Here is a 20,802-nt window from a genome sequence, read left to right as displayed (position 1 = left end):
AGTTCGGCACGATGGGTGTAAAGCGATTACAGCTTCCTTACATTGTAGCCCAAGCCAATATTCAGCGAAATAAACACCGCACTTTGGTTTTTATCGGGGCTGTTATCTAATGAATGTCCGTCTATTTTCCAGTCGCTACGGGCAGCGTTGATGTAATAACCGGCACGGATACCAATTGGGATATTGCGTTGAACTTCTACGCAGTTATCAATTTTTTTGGTTTTCAATTTAATAAGGTAATCATATCCTGCACCCAACTCAATACCGAAGTTACCTTGGTATAATGTTTTGCTGGAAGTACTGGTTAGCAGTTCCTGCGAAAAATCATTGGTACTTTCCTGGCGGCCCTTGTCCTCGATCTTCAGCATGGCTGCCGAAAAATTTAAACCAACAAACGGGAAGAACCTCGAATCATCAGATTTGGCAATATTATACCCTGCTCTAAAATAAGCCTGCCCCTGGCCATATTTGGCCTTGATGTTATTGGTACCTTCTGAAGTAGAAAGCGGTGTAACACCCAAGCCATCTTCAAAAATCCACTGTTTGTGAACGTGGCTCATGGATAGGTTAATCCACACATCATTACCTTTCAAGGATGGGATGTTGTTGTTATTCAGAATCCGGTTAACCTGATCTAAATTGGTGTTACGGTAAGTAACCTGTACCTGTGCAGCACCGGCAATGTTATTAGAGAACCAGCCTTTGCCATCATCTGTGGTAGTACTTTGCGCATTTGCCACGCCACAAAAGCCTATTCCAAGAATCAATAAGTTAAATAATTTTTTCATAGTCAATTTCAAATATAACTTCAAGTTAAAAAACACATCTTTATAAGCATATTATAAGCGATTTGTTCTAACTCACTTACGGTTTTATTACCCTTAAGGTTTACAACGTGTAAACTTTAAGCATAATAAGTTAGTATAGTTTAAGAAGCCTCGGTAACAGCTTCGTTTTTCTTCAACGTTAACGGGCCACTATGATAACCCTCACGCGCACGGATAGCACCCATCTGGTCATAAAGCTCATCGTCATCGGGCTGGAAAGTGGCCAGTCCATCAACATAACGGTTATACATGCAAAAGGCTGCGGCAATTAATACCGTGTCGTGAATTTCCAGATCGGTGGCACCCTCGTTACGGGCTTCGGCCACATCGGTTTCGGTTACATTCTGGCCTCCTGTTTGTACTTTGGCGGCAATTCGTAACAAGGCTTTCAGCTTGTCGCTTACCGGCGCATTTTCCATATCTGTAACTAGCCGTTTCACGGTTTCACCATCATTACCTAACTGGTGTTTGGCAATAGCACCGTGGATGGTGGCGCAATATTTACAGTTATTCAGGCTGGATACGTAGGTGGCTATCAGCTCCCTTTCGCCGGCTGTTAAAGTTGGGTGTGGATTGTGTAATAAGGTTTGTGCTAACAGGTTGAGAGGGGCTGCAGTTTCTGGCCTGAACGAAAACAAACTTCTGATTCCCGGTACACCGGCAGGCAAATTAATGTGTGGCATATGGTTTATAATTGGTTAATTGAATATCTAAATAAAATCAGAATAAAACAAACCAATTATATGCTATGCTACCAATTGCACATACAATTTTTCCAGTGTTTGGGCGGCACTAATGCACAAACCCGGGTGTACTTTTGAGGCCTGAACAACGGTACTGCGCGTAGCAGTAATCCAGCGGAAGCGCGACGGCTCATCCAGTTGGGCTATTGGGCCGCCGGCTTTGCTACCCAGGCAAATCTGTGTCAGGGCATTCAGGTTAGCAGTCAGGGCATCCAGATCTAGTTCGGGGCAAAAAGCGGCAAGCCGGGGTTCGTTCACCGTAAATTTGATGCCCAAAAACTTTTCCTTTTTACAGTATAAGATCACACCAACATTTAAAAACTCCTCACGCTCCACCCTGGGTACAACGCGTATTACGGCATACTCAAATAAATGATTCTCTGGCATGTTGGGCTTCGTTTACAAATATCTCAGACGCGGCAACGCGCGTTGTTAAAAACTCATAATATACATTGCGGATACCATCCGGTGTTTCATCCTCAAACCCGGCGCTCAACCATTCGTCGGGAATCAGATCAATAATTTTGCGGATATTTTCCGGGATTAGTATCGCTTTAAACTCGATATCAACTATAGCCAGTTCGCTGGCGCGGGGCAGCAATACATGGTCTTTTATATTTGCAAAAGGCCTTTTAGCTTGTTCCTGCCAGTTATGCCACGAGTGGTGAAAGTATAACGACGCGCCATGATCTATCAGCCAAAGTTCTTTATGCCAGATCAGCATATTGGTGTTGCGGGGGGTACGGTCAACGTTAGTGAGCAGGCAATCCAGCCATACAATCTGTGAGGATAGTTTAGCATCGAGCGCGGTAACCACCGGGTCGAACGTAATGGCTCCCGACAGGTAATGCAGGGCCAGGTTAAGGCCTACACTAGCCTTCAACAAATCCTGGATCTCTTCATCGGGTTCTGTACGGCCAAAGGCAGTGTCCAGATTGGCAAACACCAGCTCCGGAATCTTAAAGCCCAGCAAACGGGCTATTTCGCCGCCGATCAATTCGGCAATCAAGGCTTTTACGCCCTGGCCTGCGCCGCGAAACTTAAGCACGTACAGAAACTCGTCGTCGGCCTCGGCAATAGCAGGCAGCGAACCGCCTTCGCGCAGGGGCGTTACATAACGGATAACGTTAACAGTACGTAATTGAGGTTGAAAATCACTCACGATGTAAAATTGTAAAATTAACCCGAAAGTAATGGCACTAAAATAAACGATTATTAAACACAAAAAGCCAAAAGGTTGACAATCCTATCAGTTTTGATCTAATTAACAAATATTAAGAACTAACCATCGAAAAATATTTGCTTTTATCGAAACCCAACATTAACTTGCAGTAAATCTTAACACAAATAATCTTTATGAAAAAATTTATCTTACCCCTAACTGTTGTTGTTTTGGCAGCCGGAAAGCAATTAACATCTTTCGACCCTAAAGTTTCTTCTGAAAAACATGCAGCATCAAAACAAGCCACTGTTGATATCGGCACTTTTTCTTATCTGGGTATAAATTATGAAGCTTATGGAACCGCTGGTACACATTTAGTTACTAATTTAATAGATGTAAATGGAAATGCAATTACCGCACATGGCAGTTATTCTATTGTTTCGGGACGAGATCAAGGCACCATGAACGTAACATTTACGCCAAATAACGCTACTTCACCAGTAACCTTTAACGGAACATTTTACATTTAACCAGTATATAACAAGGCCTGAAAGCAAATTGCTTTCAGGCCTTGTTATATACTATATACCTTCTTTAGCTGCGTTTCTGCCCTTTGGGCGCGTCCTTATGGGCAGGCCTTCTGTTATTGCGACTCTTACGTTTGGTGTTATCAAACTGAGGCTTTTGCTCTGGTATCGAGCCAATATCTGCAGGCAAAGTAATTTCTTCTATCTTTTTATCAATCAGCGATTGGATATTGGTCAGTTTGCGTTCATCGTGTTTATTAACCAATGTAACCGCTGTACCTTTGGTTTCTGCACGGGCTGTCCGGCCAATACGGTGGATATAATCTTCGGGGTCGCCGGGCACATCATAATTAATTACCAGGTCGATGCCTTCCACATCAATACCGCGCGATAACGCATCGGTACCGATAACTACAGGTAGCTGGCGGTTTTTGAAGTTAAGCAATACCTCTTCGCGCTCGCCCTGGTTCATGTCTGAGTGGAAAGCTTCGGCATTAATTTGTGCATGTTTAAGGTCTTTAGCCAGGGCCTTAACCTTCTCTTTGGTTGATGCAAATATGATGGTGCTGGTATATAAACCGCTTCTCAATAATACCTCGATCAGCTTGGTTTTTTGCGCATCGTGCACACGATAGATCTGCTGGCTGATACCAACCGCGGGCTGCGAAAGTGCAATGTTAATTTGCTCGGGGTCTTTGAGTATCGACCGCGCCAGGGTACGGATCTTACCCGGCATGGTAGCCGAGAATAACAATGTTTGGCGATTAGCCGGCAAATAAGTAATAATACGCATAATATCCTGGAAGAAACCCATGTCCAGCATGCGGTCGGCCTCGTCCAGTACAAAATGTTTCAGGTGATCCAGTTTCAGGGCACCCGAAGTCAGGAAAGCAATAAGCCTTCCGGGCGTTGCAATTACAATATCAACCTTGTTTTGAATGCCGCGTTTTTGCTGCTCATACGCTATACCATCGCCACCGCCAAATACGGCCAGCGAACTGATATTGGTAAAATAAGCCAGGCCTTCTACCTGCTGATCTATCTGTTGAACCAACTCGCGGGTTGGCCCCAAAATAAGCGTACTAATACGATGGCCGGCATCTGCCTTACCTATGCTGTTTAAAACCGGCAACAAGTACGAAGCCGTTTTGCCCGTGCCTGTTTGCGCACATGCTATAATATCTTTACCTTCTAAAATAATAGGTATTGCTTGCGCTTGAATGGCTGTCGGCGTATTGTACCCCATACTTTGGATACCTTCTGCCAATTGCTCGTTAAAATTAAAGTCCTTAAAAGTCACTGTCTATATATGAATAAAAGCACAAGTTAAGCAATAATGTTGTGGTTATCAGTATTTGTGAGTAAAGATGCGCTTGTAATTTCCCCATTATGCCATTGCAATCGCCAGGCAAGTATGTTAATTTTTCAACCAAATCCCGTATCTTATCACCCTCCCGAAACATTAAACTAAATGGTAACGTCAAACAAAAATAAATTAGGATTATGGTCTAGCACATCGCTGGTGGTGGGTAATATGATAGGTGCAGGTGTGTTTTTAATGCCTGCGGCCATGGCTTCTTTCGGCAGTGTTAGTTTACTGGGCTGGGTATTTTCGGCCATTGGCTCTTTCTTCCTCGCCCGAGTATTTAGCAACCTGAGCCAACTGTTACCAGAAGGCACCGGCGGGCCCTATGCCTATGCACGGCATGGCCTGGGCGATTTTGCAGGTTTTTTGGTGGCCTGGGGGTATTACCTGGCTACCTCTTGCGCCAATGCTGCCATTACCATTTCTTTTGTAAGTGCGTTAAGTACATTTTTCCCGGTGTTGGCCACCAATGTGGTTGCCGCAGTACTTACCGGCTTAGGCGCTATCTGGCTGCTTACCTGGGTAAATACACGCGGTGTTGCTACATCCGGCAAAGTGCAGCTGGTTACCACTATCTTAAAGTTGCTGCCCTTGTTAATCATCGCCATTGGCGGCCTGTTTTTTATTAAGGCCGAAAACTTTCATCCTTTCAATAACACCGGCACTTCGGTTTGGGGAGCCATCACAGCCACGGCCACCATGACTATGTTCTCTTATATCGGTATCGAATCTGCTACCATACCGTCCGGCAGTGTGGCAAATCCCGGTAAAACAATATCGCGGGCAACCATGCTGGGCCTGCTGATTGCTACGCTAGTTTATGTACTGGGCAGTGTAAGTGTAATGGGTATTATCCCGGCTAAAACATTGCAGCATTCTGTTACCCCATTTGCAGATGCCGCGGTTATTATGTTTGGCCCGGGCGCAAGATATTGGGTAAGCGCAGGCGTGGCTATTGCGGCCTTTGGCGCACTTAACGGCTGGACTCTTGTACAAGGCCAGGTACCTTTTGCCATAGCGAAAGACAAGCTTTTCCCAGCCATTTTTACTCGCTTAAACAGCAAAGGCGTACCTTATGTGGGTATGATCATCAGCGGTGTAATCATATCCCTGTTTATGAGCATGAACTATACTAAAGGACTGGTAGACCAATTCCGGTTTTTACTGCTACTTTCGGTATTTACTATGCTAGTGCCTTACTTGTTTTCGGCTGCATCGTACCTCATTATCAGGCTCGAAAAAAAGCCTCTTAAAAGCGGGGGCTGGCTATCTGCCATTGTATTAGCAGTACTGGCTTTTGCCTACACACTTTGGGAAATTGCCGGTGCCGGGCAAGGTTCTGTTTTTTATGGCTTTATATTACTGATGGCCGGGGTTCCGTTTTATGTTTGGGGAGTTTATAAGAAGCGGAATTTGGAGGATAATGCATAATGATATATCCTATCAGCTATAAAGAGATTGATCCCAATATTGAATTTTACTCGGAAGTAATTACGCTACATCATGAAGCCGAACAATATTTAGATAGTTTCATATGGTGCAAAGCCATAAAAAAATCGTACTTGTATACTAATATTGGCAAGGTGTTTTGTATATTCCTGTTTGAGATCGAGAATATAAGTAGTCCGAAAGATTGTTTTTTATGGGTAGTTGTGGGTGATATACCCACTATCTATTTAGATACTTTTGGACCAAAAACAACAGTAGAAGTTCTTGAGGATTATGTCAACTTATCACAAGATTGGATTAACCACATTAAAAATGGGCAATCTGTAAATGATTGTTATCCTTTTAATGCAAAACCGACAGTGGAACTGGCTGAACTATTGGAGAAGAAAATATCTTTCATGAGAGCTACATTGATTAATAATATTGAGGAAATAGTTTTCAAAATTCCTTCTTAACTCTGTCAATGACCAAATTTAGAATTAATGGAGAATAAGAAAGGATTTGAGATCCCGGCAGTGCCGGCAGTACTGTTGTCGATTGTCAGCGTACAGAGTGGTGCTGCGATTGCCAAGGGTATATTTCCAGTCTTAGGCGCAACATCTACTTCTTCTTTAAGAATCGGCCTGTCAGCTTTAATTCTGTTGCTTTTTAACCGGCCCAACATACGAAACCTTTCCAGGACGCAATGGAAAGCCGTTGCCCTGTATGGTTTAACCCTCGGTGCCATGAATGTAATTTTTTACATGGCCATAGCCCGCATACCCCTTGCCTTGGGCGTTGCACTGGAGTTTATTGGCCCTTTAGCATTAGCTTTAACGGGGTCAAAACGCATGATAGACTTTGTATGGGTTATCCTTGCGGCAGTTGGTATCGCACTTATTGCGCCATGGCATCACAACGGGCTAGATATTACGGGCGTATTACTGGCCTTGCTTGCGGGCGCATTCTGGGCGGCCTATATTTTATTAGGCGGACGGATTTCTAAAATAATGGACGGAAGCAAAGCGGTTACCATCGGCATGGTTTTCGCCTCCCTGGTTGTATTACCTATTGCAATTGGCGATGGATTAATAAGCCACTTGAAACCCTGGATGTTATTATCGGGCTTTGCACTAGCCCTACTTTCGAGCGCCATACCGTTTACTTTAGAGATGAAGGCGTTAAAGAAAATCCCGGCAAAAACTTTCAGCATATTAATGAGCCTGGAACCAGCCGTGGCAGCCATCTCCGGCCTGGTATTTTTGCATGAGTACTTATCGCTTTACGAATGGCTGGCCGTAGCCCTTATTATTATTGCAAGCGCCGGTGCTACGCTAACCGCCAAAAAAGCTGCCCCTGTAGCACCAGAATCTTGATAATTGCAAGCATAGATAGGATAGTTAAATAATGATAAAGGCCTCTTTCGAGGCCTTTATCATTATTTAATATACTGCTTATCCAGAAACAAATATCGCTCACGCGTATGGTCTTGTTCCAGTTTGGTATTTACATTAATGTTGATGTATTGAACTTTGCTGCCTGCCGTATTAGGAGCCCATTTGGGTAATCCTTTACCGTTAGGGTTGGCTGTTTTAATAAAGTTGGCAAAATAGTCCTCCATGGTTTCAGACACTTTATAGTCTTCTGGTGTCCAGGCGTAAACGGTATTGGTAGCGAGGTTGCCCAGGGCGTATTCAATTTCTGAGGCATGTGCGGCACCATCAAAAGCAACAGGAGGCTTGGGTTTAGCAGCATCGGCACCACCGCCTTTAATTATACCACCAGCCAGGCCCGCAGTAGCGTTACCCATCTTGGCCGTCATGGCAGGGCGGTTGCGCGAAAACAGGTAGCGGTATACCGGTTTATCGCCAGTGTTAGCTTGCAGGTCGGCCCATTTCCAGGTACTGTAAACTATAAAACGATCGCTGGCTAATTCTGTGGCCGATTTAAGTACTTCCGTCTCCGTGGTACCGGGGTATAGCTTTAACACTTCATCAGCTTTATCGGCATAAGTTTCCTGTACCTGTTTTTGATAGTTTTCTACTGTTGGTGCCTGTCCCTTCATAAATGCCTGGTAAGGCACCTCTGCCGAGTTCCAGCCCACTAAAAGCGGGATGTGTGCCTGCTCACCGGCGGTGAATACATCAACTGGTTGTTTGGTTAAAAAGTAACCATCAATTACAGTAGCATTGGGTGGCATGCCGGGTTTGTAAGAATCGTCCAGCAGTTGTTCTGCCGGTATGGCCCGAAGATCGGCCAGTGAGTTAGCGCCAACAGTGGCGGCAAACTTAGTTCCGTTACCTTCACCAGTAGCTAACGGAACCGGGGAAAGTGTAGGATTAATTGGCGCACCGCTTTCGCCGATGGCACCGGCTATCAGATCTTTCGACAGCGGCGAAGCCATTTGCGCGCATACCGAAATAGACCCGGCAGATTCGCCCGCAATAGTTACCCGCCTGGGGTCGCCGCCAAAAGCTGCAATATTTTGCTGCACCCAAACCAAAGCCGCATGCTGATCGAGATAACCGTAATTACCGGATGCCTGGTGTGCTGATTCTTTAGTTAACTCCGGGTGCGAAAAAAAACCGAAAATACCCAGGCGATAATTTACCGTTACAGTCACGATGCCTTTGGTAGCTAAACTTTCGCCATCGTAACGAGGCTCGGAGCCATCACCAGCAACCAGGCCACCACCATAAAAGTAAACCATAACAGGTAGGCCTGCATTGGCAGCTTTTGCGGGTGTCCAAACGTTGAGGTAAAGGCAATCTTCACTCATACCATCAGAGCGGAAACCCATATCGCCAAAAATAGGCTTTTGCATAGCCCGCGGGCCAAAATGATCGGCTTTGCGAACGCCGGCCCAGTTTTGTACCGGCAGTGGTTCTTTCCAGCGCAGATCGCCAACCGGGGGTTGGGCAAACGGAATGCCTTTAAATGTGCGGATACCTGTGGCCGGAACTACTACACCTTCGAGCTTGCCGTTGGCAGTGATAGCCTGGGTAGTTTGCTGGGCAGATGCAGCTACGGCTACAAACTGCGCAAACAGGAGTATATAACTTCGTAAAAATCTCATGGTTAGATAGGTTAATAATCGGGACTAATATAGAAATAAGTTGATGTGTTTAGTTATTGATTAAAGTAACAAGTTGAATTACTGATATGATTAAACGGCAAACCGCTCCAAACAAATCCGGCTAGCTGTTCCTTTATGTGTAAATAATATATCATGAAAAAAATCATCGGCTTTGCATTAATTATTATCGGCGTTGTGATGCTGATATGGACCGGCTTTACCTACACCAAAAAAGAAAAAGTAATTGATGCCGGCCCGTTGCAGATTTCGGCAGATAGAGAGAAAACAGTTGCCTGGCCACCTTATTTGGGCGGGATATTGCTAATAGGTGGTATAATTATCGTTGCCACGTCAAAAAAAGGTGAGTAAGCAGTTGGCCTCGTTTCAGATGTGTTAATTTGTATCCTTTAAGTTACAGATCTGAGATTAGCGGTTATGAATAAAGTACTATTATCTATTACCTGCCTTATACTTTTTATAAGCACAGCATACGCACAAGAAAACTGGAAATTAAAAACCGAAGACGATGGTGTTAAGGTTTATATGCGGTCTGTAAATAATTCAAACTTTAAGGCTGTTAAGGTAAACTGCGAAGTGCCGGCCACTGCATCGCAGCTTGTGGCTTTAATTATGGATATTAAAAACAGCGTTAACTGGGCTTATCATACCAAATCGGCAACTATATTAAAGCAGGTTTCGCCGGCAGAACTTTATTATTATTCGGTAGTGCAGGTGCCCTGGCCAGTACACAACCGCGATTTTATAGCGCATATTACCGTTAAGCAAAACCCGCAAACCAAAGTTATTACCATAGATGCACCCTGCCTTGGCGATTACATACCCGAAAAGGATGCCATAATACGCGTAAAGCAGTCGGTTGGTAAATGGATTATTACCCCAATTACTAAAGATAAACTGAGTATAGAATATACATTGGCGCTCGATCCCGGTGGCGATGTACCTGCCTGGCTCATTAATTTATTTGCCGCCGAAGGGCCAATGCAAACCTTTAAAAACCTAAAGATACAATTGCAAAAGCCTGCCTATCAGCACGCCGAGCTACCTTATATTGTAGATTAATAGCTTTTTACCAATTTTAACAAAAGCTTTCCTTATATTGTGAATGTTATATAAATAACCCCAATTATAGCTACAGAAATAATAATAGTTTAAATACCCCTACAGGTAACAGCTATTTATGAAAATATCCTGTTAAACAGCATACTAACGCTTTAGGAGTATGCGTTTACTAATTCATATTACAAACCTTTAACATTTACCCGGCTGAGTTATGGAATTACGGCATAAAACGATATTAGTAGCAGACGATGACGTAGCAATTGTTGAATCAATTTCAAGCATCCTTAACTATGCGGGTTACGAGGTAATGCATGTATATGATGGAACCTCGGTTATGGAATCTGTTAAAGCACAACCTGACCTCGTGATACTGGATATTGCCATGGCGGGACATAATGGCCTAACGGTTTGCAAACAGCTTAAGCGCCAGGGTTCTACCCAAAATATCCCGGTCATTATTATCTCCGCAGGGCACAACGTGCGCCAGTCGGCCTTTGATGCCGGGGCTAATGATTTTTTGGCCAAACCCTTTGATATGCATGTTTTGCAGGAGCGCATTTCGGCTTTGCTGGTGTAATTAACTCACCCAACCCTCTCCAAAGGAGAAGACTTAAAAGCAATAGCCCTTCTTTGGCGACTTTCTTTTTTTAATTAAAAACGGACTTTGGAGTATTGAAATTGGTGTTAATCGGTTGAGATTGCTTCGTACCAATGATGTCTTGCGTTATAAAATCTTCCCTGCATCCCCAAACCCCAAACTCACCCGATCCCCTACTTTCAGCCCGGTAACGCATTTTAACCGAAATAACCGCTGATCAACTATAACAGTCATCCAATCCCCATCAACGCTTACCACCTGCCCAAATAACCTGATCTGGTCTTCGCTTTCAATAAGACCGAAAACTTCGGCGGGCTTACCAGTTTTCAGGATCTTACCCTTATCTATCGATAACATATAATCAGCCAGATGATATACTTCGGCCACATCATGACTAACCAGTAATGCACTGAACTTATACTCGCTGTGCAATTGTAAAAGCTCCTGTTGCAGCAACAACCGGGTTTCATTATCAAGGGCAGATAGCGGCTCATCCATCAACAATAATGCTGGCTTCCGCACCAGTGCACGGGCCAGGGCAGCGCGCTGTTTCTGTCCACCCGAAAGGGTTGCCGGCTTGTGATTGACAAAGGCAACTAAGCCAGTTAGCTTAAGCAGGTGTTCAATCAATTGCTCATCGATGTTTTTACGGGATGCATAAAGCAGGTTTTGCCGCACCGTCATATTCGGAAACAAAGCATAATCCTGGAACACAAAGCCGATATTCCGCTTTTGCGGGGGGAGGTTAATACCACGTGAGGTATCCAGCCAAACTTCGCCGTTTACCTCAATAAAACCATCTTCGGGTTGCATTAACCCGGCAATAATTTTAAGCAATGATGTTTTGCCCGCGCCGGAAGGACCGTATAGTGCGGTGATTTTTTGTAAAGATAATTCGGCATCAACAACCAGCTGCGATACACCATCGGCCAAATTTAGTTTTTTGCAGATGTTGATCCGAATCATAAGGCCAGGCGGTTTTTAACCAGCTGCTTATTGATGATATAAACCAACAGCAGGATAGAAAAAGAAACAACAAGCAGTACTGCAGAATACACATGCGCTGCATGAAAATTCAAGGCTTCGGCCTCGTTATAGATGGCAATAGAAGCCACCTTGGTAACACCGGGCAGGCTTCCGCCTATCATTAATACCAGGCCAAACTCGCCAAGTGTGTGCGCAAATGTGAGCACAATACCCGTTAATAATGCCGGGCGGATATTAGGCAGCAGCACCTTAAAAAAAGTATCAAAATTAGACCGGCCCAATGTCCAGGAGGCATGTTGCAAGCTTTCGGGCAAGGCCTCTAAGCCGCCTTGTATGGGATGTACCATAAATGGCAGGCTATAAATAACAGAGCCAATCACCAGACCCGGGAAAGTAAATATCAACCTAATATTGAACCACGATTGCAGCCAGCCACCGAAGCCATGCGCCGGACTTAAGGCCAGCAGCAAATAAAAACCCAGTACAGACGGCGGCAGTACCAGCGGCAGGCTAACAAGCGCTTCAATTACAGATTTAAACCTCGACCGACTTTGGGCTAGTAAAGCTGCCAGCGGCAAACCAATAACCAGCAGGCAAACCGTGGTAATGGATGCCAGTTTAAAGGTGAGCCAAAGAGGTTGCAGGTCTATATCCATTATTTATAACCGTAGGCTTTTAATATTTTTTTAGCCTTTGGGCCGAATAAAAAGGTGTAAAATTTCTGCGCATCTTCCAGGTTTTTACCAGATGCTGATTTAAGTATCACTACGCCCTGCGCAATGGGCTGATATAGTTTTTCATCCACAGCAACCCATTTACCCTTACCCTGCTGATCGGGGTCGAGAACGATTGATTTTGCCGTAAAAGCAACTTCTGTAGCGCCGCTTAGCAGGTATTGGTTTACCTGGGCAATGCTTTCGCCATAAACTATTTTGTCTTTAAGCTGGTCGGCAAGTTTGAGTTTACCTAAGGCCTGCATGGTGGCTTCGCCGTAAGGGGCAAGTGTGGGGTTGGCTACCGCTATTTTGTGAAATACAGGCTGGGTTAGATCGGCCAGCCGGGTTAGCTTAGCATTTTTATTAAGCGTCCAAACCACCAATTGGCCATAAGCATAGATCCTTGGCTGTTCAAGAGTAAGTGTTTTATCCGCCAGTTCCTGCGGGTACTTCATATCGGCAGATAAAAACACATCAAACGGTGCACCCTGCTCTATCTGCGTGGTTAACTTGCCCGATGAGCCAACAATTAGGTCGGCATCTATACCGGTTTGCTTTTTAAATTCTTCAGACAGTTTTTTGGCTACAAACTGGGCATTCGCAGCTACAGCAATACGCAGCTTTTGAGCTTGTGCCTGGCCCGATAAACTTAAAAGCAGGCATGCGGCAAGTAATAATATTTTGATTTTAATGGATGCCATTGCAGGTATTTATTGCAAAGTAAGCTATTTTGAATTGAATTTGTATTCAACACAATTTCTTAATTAATTTTATGCAATAAGCCGTTGAAAAATTATGTTTAATGGACGAAGGCAACTATGGTTCTATTACATTATAGTGGCTAAAAGCCAAAAACCCTGCCGCGATAAAAGCCAAAATGGCAATAATTAGGTAAATATGATCAATAGTAATTTTGAATTTTCTTCTCTTGAGAAATGAGAATAATTGCAAAGTCTCCGGCTTTTGCTCTCTTGTTTCAACACTCATCTATCGCTAATTTGGGTATTGCAAATCTATCCCCCTCAATAATAATCTCACACCGTGTTTTAACGGTATAATAGCGGTTTTTAAACGGGAAAAGGCGTATTATTAAAATATTTGAAAAAAGTGCTTGACACTAACCTTACGTCATAGCATAGCTTTGTAAAGTCAATGAAACAGATGGATAAATATTCGGTAAAGCAAGTAGCCAAACTGGCAAAGGTGAGTGTGCGCACGCTTCACCTTTACGACCACATTGGCCTGCTTAAGCCTGCCATACGTACCGCGGCCGGGTACCGTTTATATGGCGAACCCCAATTGTTAAGATTGCAGCAGATTCTCTTTTACAAACAATTGGATATCCCCCTGCAACAAATAGGGATCATACTGGATAACCCCGACTTTGACCTGGTGCAGGCCCTTAAAAAACACAAGGCAGCCCTTAAAGCGAGGCGACACCAAATAGCAACCATGCTGGCTACCATTGATAAAACAATTGGACACTTAAAAAACAAAGACATGTTAAACCACGAAGAATTATACGAAGGTTTCCCGAAAGAAGAAGCTGCAGCCATCCGTAAACAGGCCACAGAAAAATGGCCCAAAGAAGTAGAACACGCCGAGAAAGCAATGGTAAAAATGGGAAAGGAAAGTTTTAAAGCACTTAAACAGGAGCAGAACGACATTACCGCAAACCTGATTTTACTAATGCAAGAATCGCCAGAGAGCCCCGCAGTACAGTTTGAAATTGCTCGCCATTATCAGAATATCCGTCGTTTTTGGGGAACTGAGAACGATGCGAATTCGCAAGCTGCACAATACGCCGGGCTGGGGCAATTGTACCTCGCCGATAATAGTTATACCCGCGTTAATAATGAACCCAATGCAGATTTTGCCTTATTTATGAGCAAAGCCATGAAGCATTTTGCTGAGACAAAACTCGTATAGAAGCATGTTTTATTTTGTCATTCAGAACGTAGTGAAGAATTTTTCTGCTATTTGTAAAACGGCTAAGCAGATCAAATAAGATTCTTCGCACTCGCTCTGAATGACATTATTGATAGGGTTTACCTTTTTATTGCAGCCACCATTATTTCATATCCTACTGCGTTTTGCTGTAGTTGGGCATAGTCAAGCGCATTTTTACCAAACTTATCTTTCACCAGCGGGTCGGCGCCTTTGGCCAGTAAAAGTTTAATCAGTTCGTTGTGGCCAAAAGTTGCAGCAAACGTTAGCGCACTGGCGTTGTTGCCATTGGCGGTATTAATATCGGCGCTATTTTCTATCAGTAACTTGCCTGTTTCTGTATAACCCTTAAAACACACCCCCATTAGCGCGGTATTGCCCATGCCGTCCTGCAGTTCTGTAGCTGCACCAGCTTCTAACAAAGCATTTACCGCATCAATGTTGTTATAATATGCAGCAATAATCAGAGGCGTTGATCCACGGCCGTCCCTGGCGTTAATATCGGTATTTAGCAAAGCAGTTTTTATGCCGTCTATGTTGTTGGTTCGCGAAGCTTCAAAGATATCCATGGTGGTTTATTTTTTGATATTGTACAAAGTTAGTGTCCTTACTGGTTAACTATAATCGATATAATTTATGGGCTATATATGACACGAATAACATCGATAATCAACAACAAAACCATAACTTGGTATATTTGTTGGCTACTACAGATAAGATATATGGAAATACTGCTTTTTGGAATTACGCGCGACATTACCGGCCAACAAAAACTGACCATCCCCCAGGAAAACCAGCCACACACGGTGGGCGATTTAAAGGCCTGGCTTGGGCAGCAGTTTCCGGCAATAAAGCAACTGAGTTCGCTGGCAGTAGCAGTTGACAGTGAATATGCCGAAGATGATCTGGCTATCAACAGCAACAGCGAAATAGCACTTATCCCACCAGTTAGCGGAGGATAACACATATGCTGATCCGTATAATTGAACATATTAACCTGGCCGAAGCACCGGCTTACCTGGGTAGCGAAGAAACCGGCGCCATTAACCTATTTGTGGGTACCGTGCGTAATCACAGCAAAGGCAAAACAGTACTGCACCTCGATTTTGAAGCATATGAGCCAATGGCTTTAAAAGAAATGGAGAAACTTGGCATACAAGCCAAAGAAAAGTGGCCGCTTTACGAGGTAGCAATTATCCACGCTATAGGCTCTAAATTACCGGGCGAACCTGTGGTGGTTATTGGGGTATCATCAGCGCACCGCGATGCCTCATTTGAAGCTTGCCGGTGGCTAATAGATGAACTGAAAAAGACAGTACCCATCTGGAAAAAAGAATATTACGAAGACAATAGCGTTTGGGTTAACGCCCATCCATAAATAATGAAAGAAAGTTTATTAGTTGATCAGCATGGGCGGCGCCTTAATTACCTGCGGCTTTCGGTTACAGACCGTTGCAACTTCAGGTGCTATTATTGCATGCCCGAAGAAGGAATTAACTTTGCCCCGCGTAAAGACCTGCTTTCTTTCGAGGAGATGTATCAGCTATCTTCCCAGTTTGTTGGTTTAGGGATCGACAAGATCCGCATTACCGGCGGCGAACCTTTTGTGCGTAACGGTATCATCCCGTTTCTGTACAAACTAAGTAAGCTGAATGGTTTACAAGAAATCACCATCACCTCCAACGGTACGCTTTCAACAAAAAATCAGGCATCGCTGAAAGAAATGGGCATCCGGAAGATTAACATCAGTCTGGATTCGCTGGATGCAACGCGCTTTCACCGCATTACCCGCAGGGATAGTTTTGATACGGTTTACAAAGGTATTTTCGGTTTGCTGAATGATGGTTTCGAGGTAAAACTTAACTGTGTAGTGGCTGAGAATAAAAACATTGAAGATATTGTCCCTTTCATCGAACTGACTAAAGACCATCCTTTATCGGTTCGTTTCCTAGAGGAGATGCCCTTTAATGGCAGCGAGGTTTCGGGCTACTCGGGCTGGGATTATAAACGGATTTATGAACACATCAATCAGCAATATACCGACGTAAACCGGTTGATAAGCGAAGATAATTCTACCTCGGTTAACTATAAAATACCTGGTTATACAGGGAGCTTCGGCATTATCCCGTCGTTCAGTCGTACATTCTGCGGTACCTGCAACCGCATCCGCTTATCTGCCACTGGCGAACTCCGCACCTGCTTATATGGCCCCCCGGCAGCAAATTTGCGCGATATCATGCGAAGCGGAGCCAACAGCGAAGAATTGCAACAAGTATTACTGAATGCCGTAGCCAAACGGGAAAAAGACGGTTACGCGGCAGAAGCATTAAGCCACGAATCTGTCCACACTTCTATGTCGGCCCTGGGCGGATAAAATTATATAAGTATGAGCACCGCTAACAGATACAGCAGGCAAACACAACTGGCCGGCTTTGGCCAGGAGGCCCAGGATAAACTAAAACAAGCCAAAGTACTTGTAATTGGCGCAGGTGGCTTGGGCGTACCCGTATTGCAATATTTAACCGGCATGGGCGTGGGTACCATTGGTATTATGGATGGCGATACCATTAGCCTGAGTAACCTGCACAGGCAGGTTTTATATACCGAGCAAGAAGTTGGCAAGCCTAAAGCAGAAGTAGCCGCCAATAAGTTAAATAAACTCAACGCTGAAGTTCAGCTTCAGCCTTATCCTTATTTTTTATCTGCCGCCAACGCCTTAGAAATTATTAAAGATTACGACTTGGTTATTGATGCCAGCGATAACTTCGGCACCCGGTATTTGGTTAATGATGCCTGCGTAATATTGGGCAAACCTTACATATACGGCGCGGTGCAGCAGTTTGAAGGCCATGTAAGTGTATTTAATTACAGGGGTGGCCCTACCTACCGTTGCCTGTACCCTATCCCTCCATCGGCCAATGAAATACCAGATTGCAACACCGCCGGGGTGCTTGGCGTAACGCCGGGCATTATTGGTTGCCAGCAGGCTTTGCAGGCGATAAAAGTGCTTACCGGCATAGGCGAAACTTTATCGGGCTATTTACAGATCTTCGATTTCGAACGGGATGACCAATACAAAATCAAGCTCAAAGCCAAGGCCGAAAATTTAAACATCACCACCCTGCAAAGCACTTATGATATACCATCGCCACCCGCAGGCGGCACAATGGAGGTAAATGAGCTCTTTAACTGGTATACCGATGCCAAACCTTTCTTTTTGATAGACGTACGCGAGTTAAAAGAATTTAACGAAGAACATTTGCTGGGTTCGCATCATTTCCCGCTTTCTACCTTAAGTGAGCACCTGAGCGCATTACCGGCTAACATCCCATTAATTACCATATGCCAGATAGGCGGCCGAAGCGCCAAAGCAGCTACTGTTATCAATGATGCATTACCAGGCAGCACCGTATACAACGTGGTAGGTGGCCTCGAAACCTGGTTTGATGAGATTGGCGAACAGTTTATTGAATACCCTAAACAAAATGCTTAAATGATCTCTGTAGCCAAAGCCCTGCAACTCGTTTGCGCGCAAGTACGTGACTTTGGTAACGAACAAGTTGAAATTCTGCAATTAGGTGGTCGTATGCTGGCACAGGATATTGTGGCAGATCGCCCTTACCCACCCTTTAACCGTGTGACGATGGATGGTATTGCCATTAACAGCAACGCTTTCTTATCGGGCAAAAGATCATTCAAAATAGCCGGAGTACAAGCTGCCGGCCAAGTTCAGCAAACATTAATTGATTCTGCAGATTGCCTTGAAGTGATGACCGGCGCCATGCTGCCCGCCGGTACCAACGTGGTGATTCAATACGAGCAATGCGCTATAAGCAATGGCATAGCAACGGTTAATGTTGATGAAGTTAAAATATTGCAAAATATTCATTTAGAGAGTACCGATAGCCGCCAAGGCGATATACTGGTAAAACAAGGCACTACAATAACGCCCGCTATCATTGGCTTAATAGCAGCTTCGGGCTTAAGCTACGTAGCTGTTAAACGCCTGCCTAAAGTGGCGGTCTGCGCCACGGGTGATGAATTGGTGGAGATAGATCAGCAACCGCTCGCACACCAGATCAGGCAATCTAACAGCTACATGCTGGTAGCCGCTTTACAGGCCGAAGGCATCCATGCGCAACGCTACCACCTGCGGGATGAACCACAGCTAATACTGGAAGAGTTAACCACCATCACCAATTATTATGATATGGTGTTGTTATCCGGCGCAGTTTCTAAAGGCAAGTTCGATCACCTACCCGCAGTACTCGGCAGGCTAAATATGCAAACCATTTTCCACGGGATAGCACAACGCCCCGGCAAGCCTTTTTTGTTTGGCAAGCTGCCTAATGAGGTGCTGATCTTTGGCTTTCCCGGCAACCCGGTATCTACCTTTGTATGCTACCAACTTTACTTCAGGGCATGGCTAGCTGCTTCGTTGGGGAGAAATTTGACACCGATGAAAGCCTTTTTAAATAAATCGATAAGCTTTAAGCCCAATTTAACCCTACATGCACTGGTTACATTATCCTACAACGAGGGTAAAATGATAGCCAGCCAGATAGATAGTTCTACCTCCGGCGATATGGTTAGCCTGGCCGTAGCCGAAGGTATCTTAAGCCTGCCCGCCAACCGCCAGGAGTTTACTACCGATGAGGCCTTCGACCTGCTTTTGCTATCTTAAAAAGCATTAAAATCTATTTTTTTAAACTGCATTGCTTCCATTTAGCCAATAAAATCTTACATTAAGGCTTCAATCGCTTTTTAAGAATTATGTGGTATTAGCTTGTATAATTGCAGCCTTCCATAGCCCAAACAGCGTTAAATCAACTAGCAATCATCATATACTTACCCATATTCATGAAAAAAACTTTACTTACTACAGCAGTATTTTTTGTAATGGCCGTATCGGCGCAGCAAATGTATGCGCAGGAAGGCGCTAAAGAGGCAGAAAACGCGGGTGTTGCCACCAAGCCATATGTGCAGCAAATTAGTAACCTTGCCGCTAAACCAGTGGTTAAAAAAGCTTTTCAAACCATTGTTGACCTGCAGTCCGAAACCCTGCAAGACCACAAGCTGCTTACCGAAATACCTTCGCCCCCTTACAAAGAGACCGTAAGGGCTAAAAAGTTTGCTGAGATGATCAAGTCTATAGGCGTGGATTCTGTGTGGATTGATAACGTGGGTAACGTAATTGCTTTGCGAAAAGGCAAAACAGGTAAAAAGGTAGTGGTATTAGAGGCCCACCTGGATACCGTTTTCCCCGAGGGTACCGATGTTAAAATTGTGACTAAAGGCGATACCCTGTATGCTCCTGGTATATCTGATGATACCCGCGCGCTTGCTGTTGTGCTTACAGTGCTAAAAACCGTTAACAAAAACAAGATAGAAACCGATGCCAATGTACTATTTGTAGGAGCTGTTGGCGAAGAAGGCCAGGGCAATCTGCGCGGGGTTAAAAACCTGTTCAGCGATAAAGGCCCCGGTAAAATTGATGCCTATATCGCCATTGACGGTACCGGCTTGAACGGTATTACTCATCGTGGTTTAGGCTCGCACCGTTACCGCATTACCTTTAAAGGTTTGGGCGGCCACTCATCTGGCGCGTTTGGCCTGGCTAACCCGCATAATGCTTTGGCACGGGCAATTTACTACTGGAACGAGGCTGCAGATAAATACGCGCGCGAGCCGGGTGCACGGGTTACCTACAACGTTGGTGTTATTGGCGGCGGTACTTCGGTTAACTCTATCCCTTTTGAATCGTGGATGGAGGTTGATATGCGGTCTGAAAGTCCGGAGCGTGTAACCGGGATAGATAAGATGTTGCAAGATGCTATTCAGCGTGCATTAAAAGAAGAAAATGCCCAGAAGCGCCTCGGCCCCGACCTTACCGTTGAAGTAAAAATGACAGGCGACCGCCCATCGGGTATGGAAGCAACAACTACCCCGTTTGTTCAGCGCGCCATAGCGGCTACCAGCTATTTTGGCACAAACCCTAAAATGGGCGTGGGTTCAACCAACGCCAATATCCCTATCTCAAAGGGCGTACCGGCGGTGTGCATTGGCAGCGGCGGTAAATCAGGCGGTGAACATGCCTTAGGCGAATGGTGGGTGGACGATAATGGTTACAAGGCTACACAGAGGGCATTGTTGTTGTTACTGGCGGAAGCAGGGCTGGCTAAGTAGGTTTTAAAAATGAGAATTTATAATAAAACTGTTTCCTACATTGGGATATTCTTGTTTTTCTCAGGCGTGTATTTGGATTATTCCCATAATAAGCAAATTGCTGTTCCTATTATTCCAATGATATTAGGAACAATTTTGATGCTGTTAGCTTTTAGAAAA

Annotated in this window: 25 protein-coding genes; 14 read left to right on the top strand and 11 right to left on the bottom strand. The window is 44.6% G+C overall.

The annotated features are described in order from the left end of the window. Positions 1-26: 26 nt before the first annotated feature. From RG47T_RS03910 to RG47T_RS03895, 4 genes are all read right to left on the bottom strand, one after another. Positions 27-788, bottom strand: coding sequence for a hypothetical protein (locus RG47T_RS03910; protein ID WP_074488216.1), 762 nt, complete (start codon positions 786-788; stop codon positions 27-29). A 140-nt stretch (positions 789-928) separates the two neighbouring features. Continuing rightward, positions 929-1,510 carry a carboxymuconolactone decarboxylase family protein gene (locus tag RG47T_RS03905; RefSeq protein WP_074488215.1) on the bottom strand — a complete coding sequence of 194 codons (582 nt, stop codon included), beginning with the start codon at positions 1,508-1,510 and terminating at the stop codon, positions 929-931. Positions 1,511-1,573: 63 nt separating this feature from the next. Next, the gene (locus tag RG47T_RS03900; protein ID WP_074488214.1) at positions 1,574-1,957 is read right to left on the bottom strand and encodes a DUF3037 domain-containing protein; all 384 of its coding nucleotides are present in this window, start codon (positions 1,955-1,957) and stop codon (positions 1,574-1,576) included. Next, a complete protein-coding gene (locus RG47T_RS03895; RefSeq protein ID WP_074488213.1) occupies positions 1,935-2,732 on the bottom strand; it encodes a HipA family kinase in 798 nt (265 codons plus the stop codon). The genes RG47T_RS03900 and RG47T_RS03895 overlap by 23 nt, the downstream gene beginning before the upstream one ends. 194 nt (positions 2,733-2,926) lie before the next feature. On the opposite strand from RG47T_RS03895, the gene RG47T_RS03890 reads away from it, so the two are divergent. Then, a complete protein-coding gene (locus RG47T_RS03890) occupies positions 2,927-3,262 on the top strand; it encodes a hypothetical protein (protein ID WP_074488212.1) in 336 nt (111 codons plus the stop codon). Between the two features lie 64 nt (positions 3,263-3,326). Here RG47T_RS03890 and RG47T_RS03885 read toward each other — a convergent pair whose 3' ends face one another. Next, positions 3,327-4,559 carry a DEAD/DEAH box helicase gene (locus tag RG47T_RS03885; protein ID WP_171972467.1) on the bottom strand — a complete coding sequence of 411 codons (1,233 nt, stop codon included), beginning with the start codon at positions 4,557-4,559 and terminating at the stop codon, positions 3,327-3,329. Positions 4,560-4,730: 171 nt separating this feature from the next. Between RG47T_RS03885 and RG47T_RS03880 the strand changes: the two genes are divergently transcribed. Genes RG47T_RS03880 through RG47T_RS03870 form a run of 3 tightly spaced genes read left to right on the top strand, consistent with a single transcriptional unit; the run spans position 4,731 to position 7,429 of the window. After that, positions 4,731-6,056 carry an amino acid permease gene (locus RG47T_RS03880; protein ID WP_074488211.1) on the top strand — a complete coding sequence of 442 codons (1,326 nt, stop codon included), beginning with the start codon at positions 4,731-4,733 and terminating at the stop codon, positions 6,054-6,056. Then, positions 6,056-6,529: a hypothetical protein gene (locus RG47T_RS03875; RefSeq protein ID WP_074488210.1), complete on the top strand. Its 474-nt coding sequence runs from the start codon at positions 6,056-6,058 to the stop codon at positions 6,527-6,529. Before RG47T_RS03880 ends, RG47T_RS03875 begins: the two co-directional genes overlap by 1 nt. Positions 6,530-6,556: 27 nt before the next feature. Beyond that, complete coding sequence (locus tag RG47T_RS03870) at positions 6,557-7,429, top strand: EamA family transporter (RefSeq protein ID WP_074488209.1); 873 nt, start codon at positions 6,557-6,559, stop codon at positions 7,427-7,429. Positions 7,430-7,491: 62 nt separating this feature from the next. Here RG47T_RS03870 and RG47T_RS03865 read toward each other — a convergent pair whose 3' ends face one another. Then, positions 7,492-9,129: a carboxylesterase/lipase family protein gene (locus tag RG47T_RS03865; RefSeq protein ID WP_074488208.1), complete on the bottom strand. Its 1,638-nt coding sequence runs from the start codon at positions 9,127-9,129 to the stop codon at positions 7,492-7,494. Positions 9,130-9,282: 153 nt separating this feature from the next. Here RG47T_RS03865 and RG47T_RS03860 point away from each other — a divergent pair, with 153 nt between their 5' ends. The 3 genes from RG47T_RS03860 to RG47T_RS03850 all read left to right on the top strand — a co-directional run bounded on the left by RG47T_RS03860 (position 9,283) and on the right by RG47T_RS03850 (position 10,786). Then, complete coding sequence (locus tag RG47T_RS03860) at positions 9,283-9,498, top strand: hypothetical protein (RefSeq protein ID WP_074488207.1); 216 nt, start codon at positions 9,283-9,285, stop codon at positions 9,496-9,498. A gap of 66 nt (positions 9,499-9,564) precedes the next feature. After that, on the top strand, positions 9,565-10,209 hold the full coding sequence (locus RG47T_RS03855; RefSeq protein ID WP_074488206.1) for an START domain-containing protein: 645 nt from the start codon (positions 9,565-9,567) through the stop codon (positions 10,207-10,209). Between the two features lie 211 nt (positions 10,210-10,420). Continuing rightward, a complete protein-coding gene (locus RG47T_RS03850) occupies positions 10,421-10,786 on the top strand; it encodes a response regulator transcription factor (RefSeq protein ID WP_074488205.1) in 366 nt (121 codons plus the stop codon). Positions 10,787-10,933: 147 nt separating this feature from the next. Here the strand turns inward: RG47T_RS03850 and RG47T_RS03845 are convergent, their stop codons facing one another. The 4 genes from RG47T_RS03845 to RG47T_RS26585 all read right to left on the bottom strand — a co-directional run bounded on the left by RG47T_RS03845 (position 10,934) and on the right by RG47T_RS26585 (position 13,497). Next, a complete protein-coding gene (locus tag RG47T_RS03845; protein ID WP_074488204.1) occupies positions 10,934-11,773 on the bottom strand; it encodes an ATP-binding cassette domain-containing protein in 840 nt (279 codons plus the stop codon). Further along, entirely contained in the window at positions 11,770-12,450 is a 681-nt protein-coding gene (gene modB, locus RG47T_RS03840; protein WP_074488203.1) for a molybdate ABC transporter permease subunit, read from the bottom strand. The genes RG47T_RS03845 and modB overlap by 4 nt, the downstream gene beginning before the upstream one ends. Further along, positions 12,450-13,211 (bottom strand): molybdate ABC transporter substrate-binding protein, encoded by a 762-nt coding sequence (gene modA / locus RG47T_RS03835; protein WP_083627288.1) that lies wholly within the window; start codon positions 13,209-13,211, stop codon positions 12,450-12,452. Before modA ends, modB begins: the two co-directional genes overlap by 1 nt. 115 nt (positions 13,212-13,326) lie before the next feature. Beyond that, positions 13,327-13,497, bottom strand: coding sequence for a hypothetical protein (locus tag RG47T_RS26585; RefSeq protein WP_171972466.1), 171 nt, complete (start codon positions 13,495-13,497; stop codon positions 13,327-13,329). A 165-nt stretch (positions 13,498-13,662) separates the two neighbouring features. Between RG47T_RS26585 and RG47T_RS03830 the strand changes: the two genes are divergently transcribed. Further along, positions 13,663-14,439 (top strand): MerR family transcriptional regulator, encoded by a 777-nt coding sequence (locus tag RG47T_RS03830; protein WP_216351000.1) that lies wholly within the window; start codon positions 13,663-13,665, stop codon positions 14,437-14,439. A gap of 119 nt (positions 14,440-14,558) precedes the next feature. Here the strand turns inward: RG47T_RS03830 and RG47T_RS03825 are convergent, their stop codons facing one another. Next, the gene (locus RG47T_RS03825) at positions 14,559-15,026 is read right to left on the bottom strand and encodes an ankyrin repeat domain-containing protein (protein ID WP_074488202.1); all 468 of its coding nucleotides are present in this window, start codon (positions 15,024-15,026) and stop codon (positions 14,559-14,561) included. A 153-nt stretch (positions 15,027-15,179) separates the two neighbouring features. Here RG47T_RS03825 and moaD point away from each other — a divergent pair, with 153 nt between their 5' ends. The 6 genes from moaD to RG47T_RS03795 all read left to right on the top strand — a co-directional run bounded on the left by moaD (position 15,180) and on the right by RG47T_RS03795 (position 20,643). Continuing rightward, on the top strand, positions 15,180-15,419 hold the full coding sequence (moaD, locus tag RG47T_RS03820; protein WP_074488201.1) for a molybdopterin converting factor subunit 1: 240 nt from the start codon (positions 15,180-15,182) through the stop codon (positions 15,417-15,419). Positions 15,420-15,424: 5 nt separating this feature from the next. After that, entirely contained in the window at positions 15,425-15,835 is a 411-nt protein-coding gene (locus RG47T_RS03815; protein ID WP_074488200.1) for a molybdenum cofactor biosynthesis protein MoaE, read from the top strand. A gap of 3 nt (positions 15,836-15,838) precedes the next feature. Continuing rightward, positions 15,839-16,831, top strand: coding sequence for a GTP 3',8-cyclase MoaA (gene moaA / locus RG47T_RS03810; RefSeq protein ID WP_074488199.1), 993 nt, complete (start codon positions 15,839-15,841; stop codon positions 16,829-16,831). Between the two features lie 12 nt (positions 16,832-16,843). Next, positions 16,844-17,950 (top strand): HesA/MoeB/ThiF family protein, encoded by a 1,107-nt coding sequence (locus RG47T_RS03805; protein WP_074488198.1) that lies wholly within the window; start codon positions 16,844-16,846, stop codon positions 17,948-17,950. Continuing rightward, positions 17,951-19,141 carry a molybdopterin molybdotransferase MoeA gene (locus RG47T_RS03800; RefSeq protein WP_074488197.1) on the top strand — a complete coding sequence of 397 codons (1,191 nt, stop codon included), beginning with the start codon at positions 17,951-17,953 and terminating at the stop codon, positions 19,139-19,141. Positions 19,142-19,317: 176 nt separating this feature from the next. Beyond that, positions 19,318-20,643, top strand: coding sequence for a M20/M25/M40 family metallo-hydrolase (locus tag RG47T_RS03795; RefSeq protein ID WP_074488196.1), 1,326 nt, complete (start codon positions 19,318-19,320; stop codon positions 20,641-20,643). Positions 20,644-20,802: the final 159 nt, after the last annotated feature.

Origin of the sequence: Mucilaginibacter polytrichastri (genome assembly GCF_001911425.1) — a bacterium.
Lineage (GTDB): Bacteria > Bacteroidota > Bacteroidia > Sphingobacteriales > Sphingobacteriaceae > Mucilaginibacter > Mucilaginibacter polytrichastri.
This window is presented reverse-complemented; position numbering and strand designations above follow the sequence as displayed.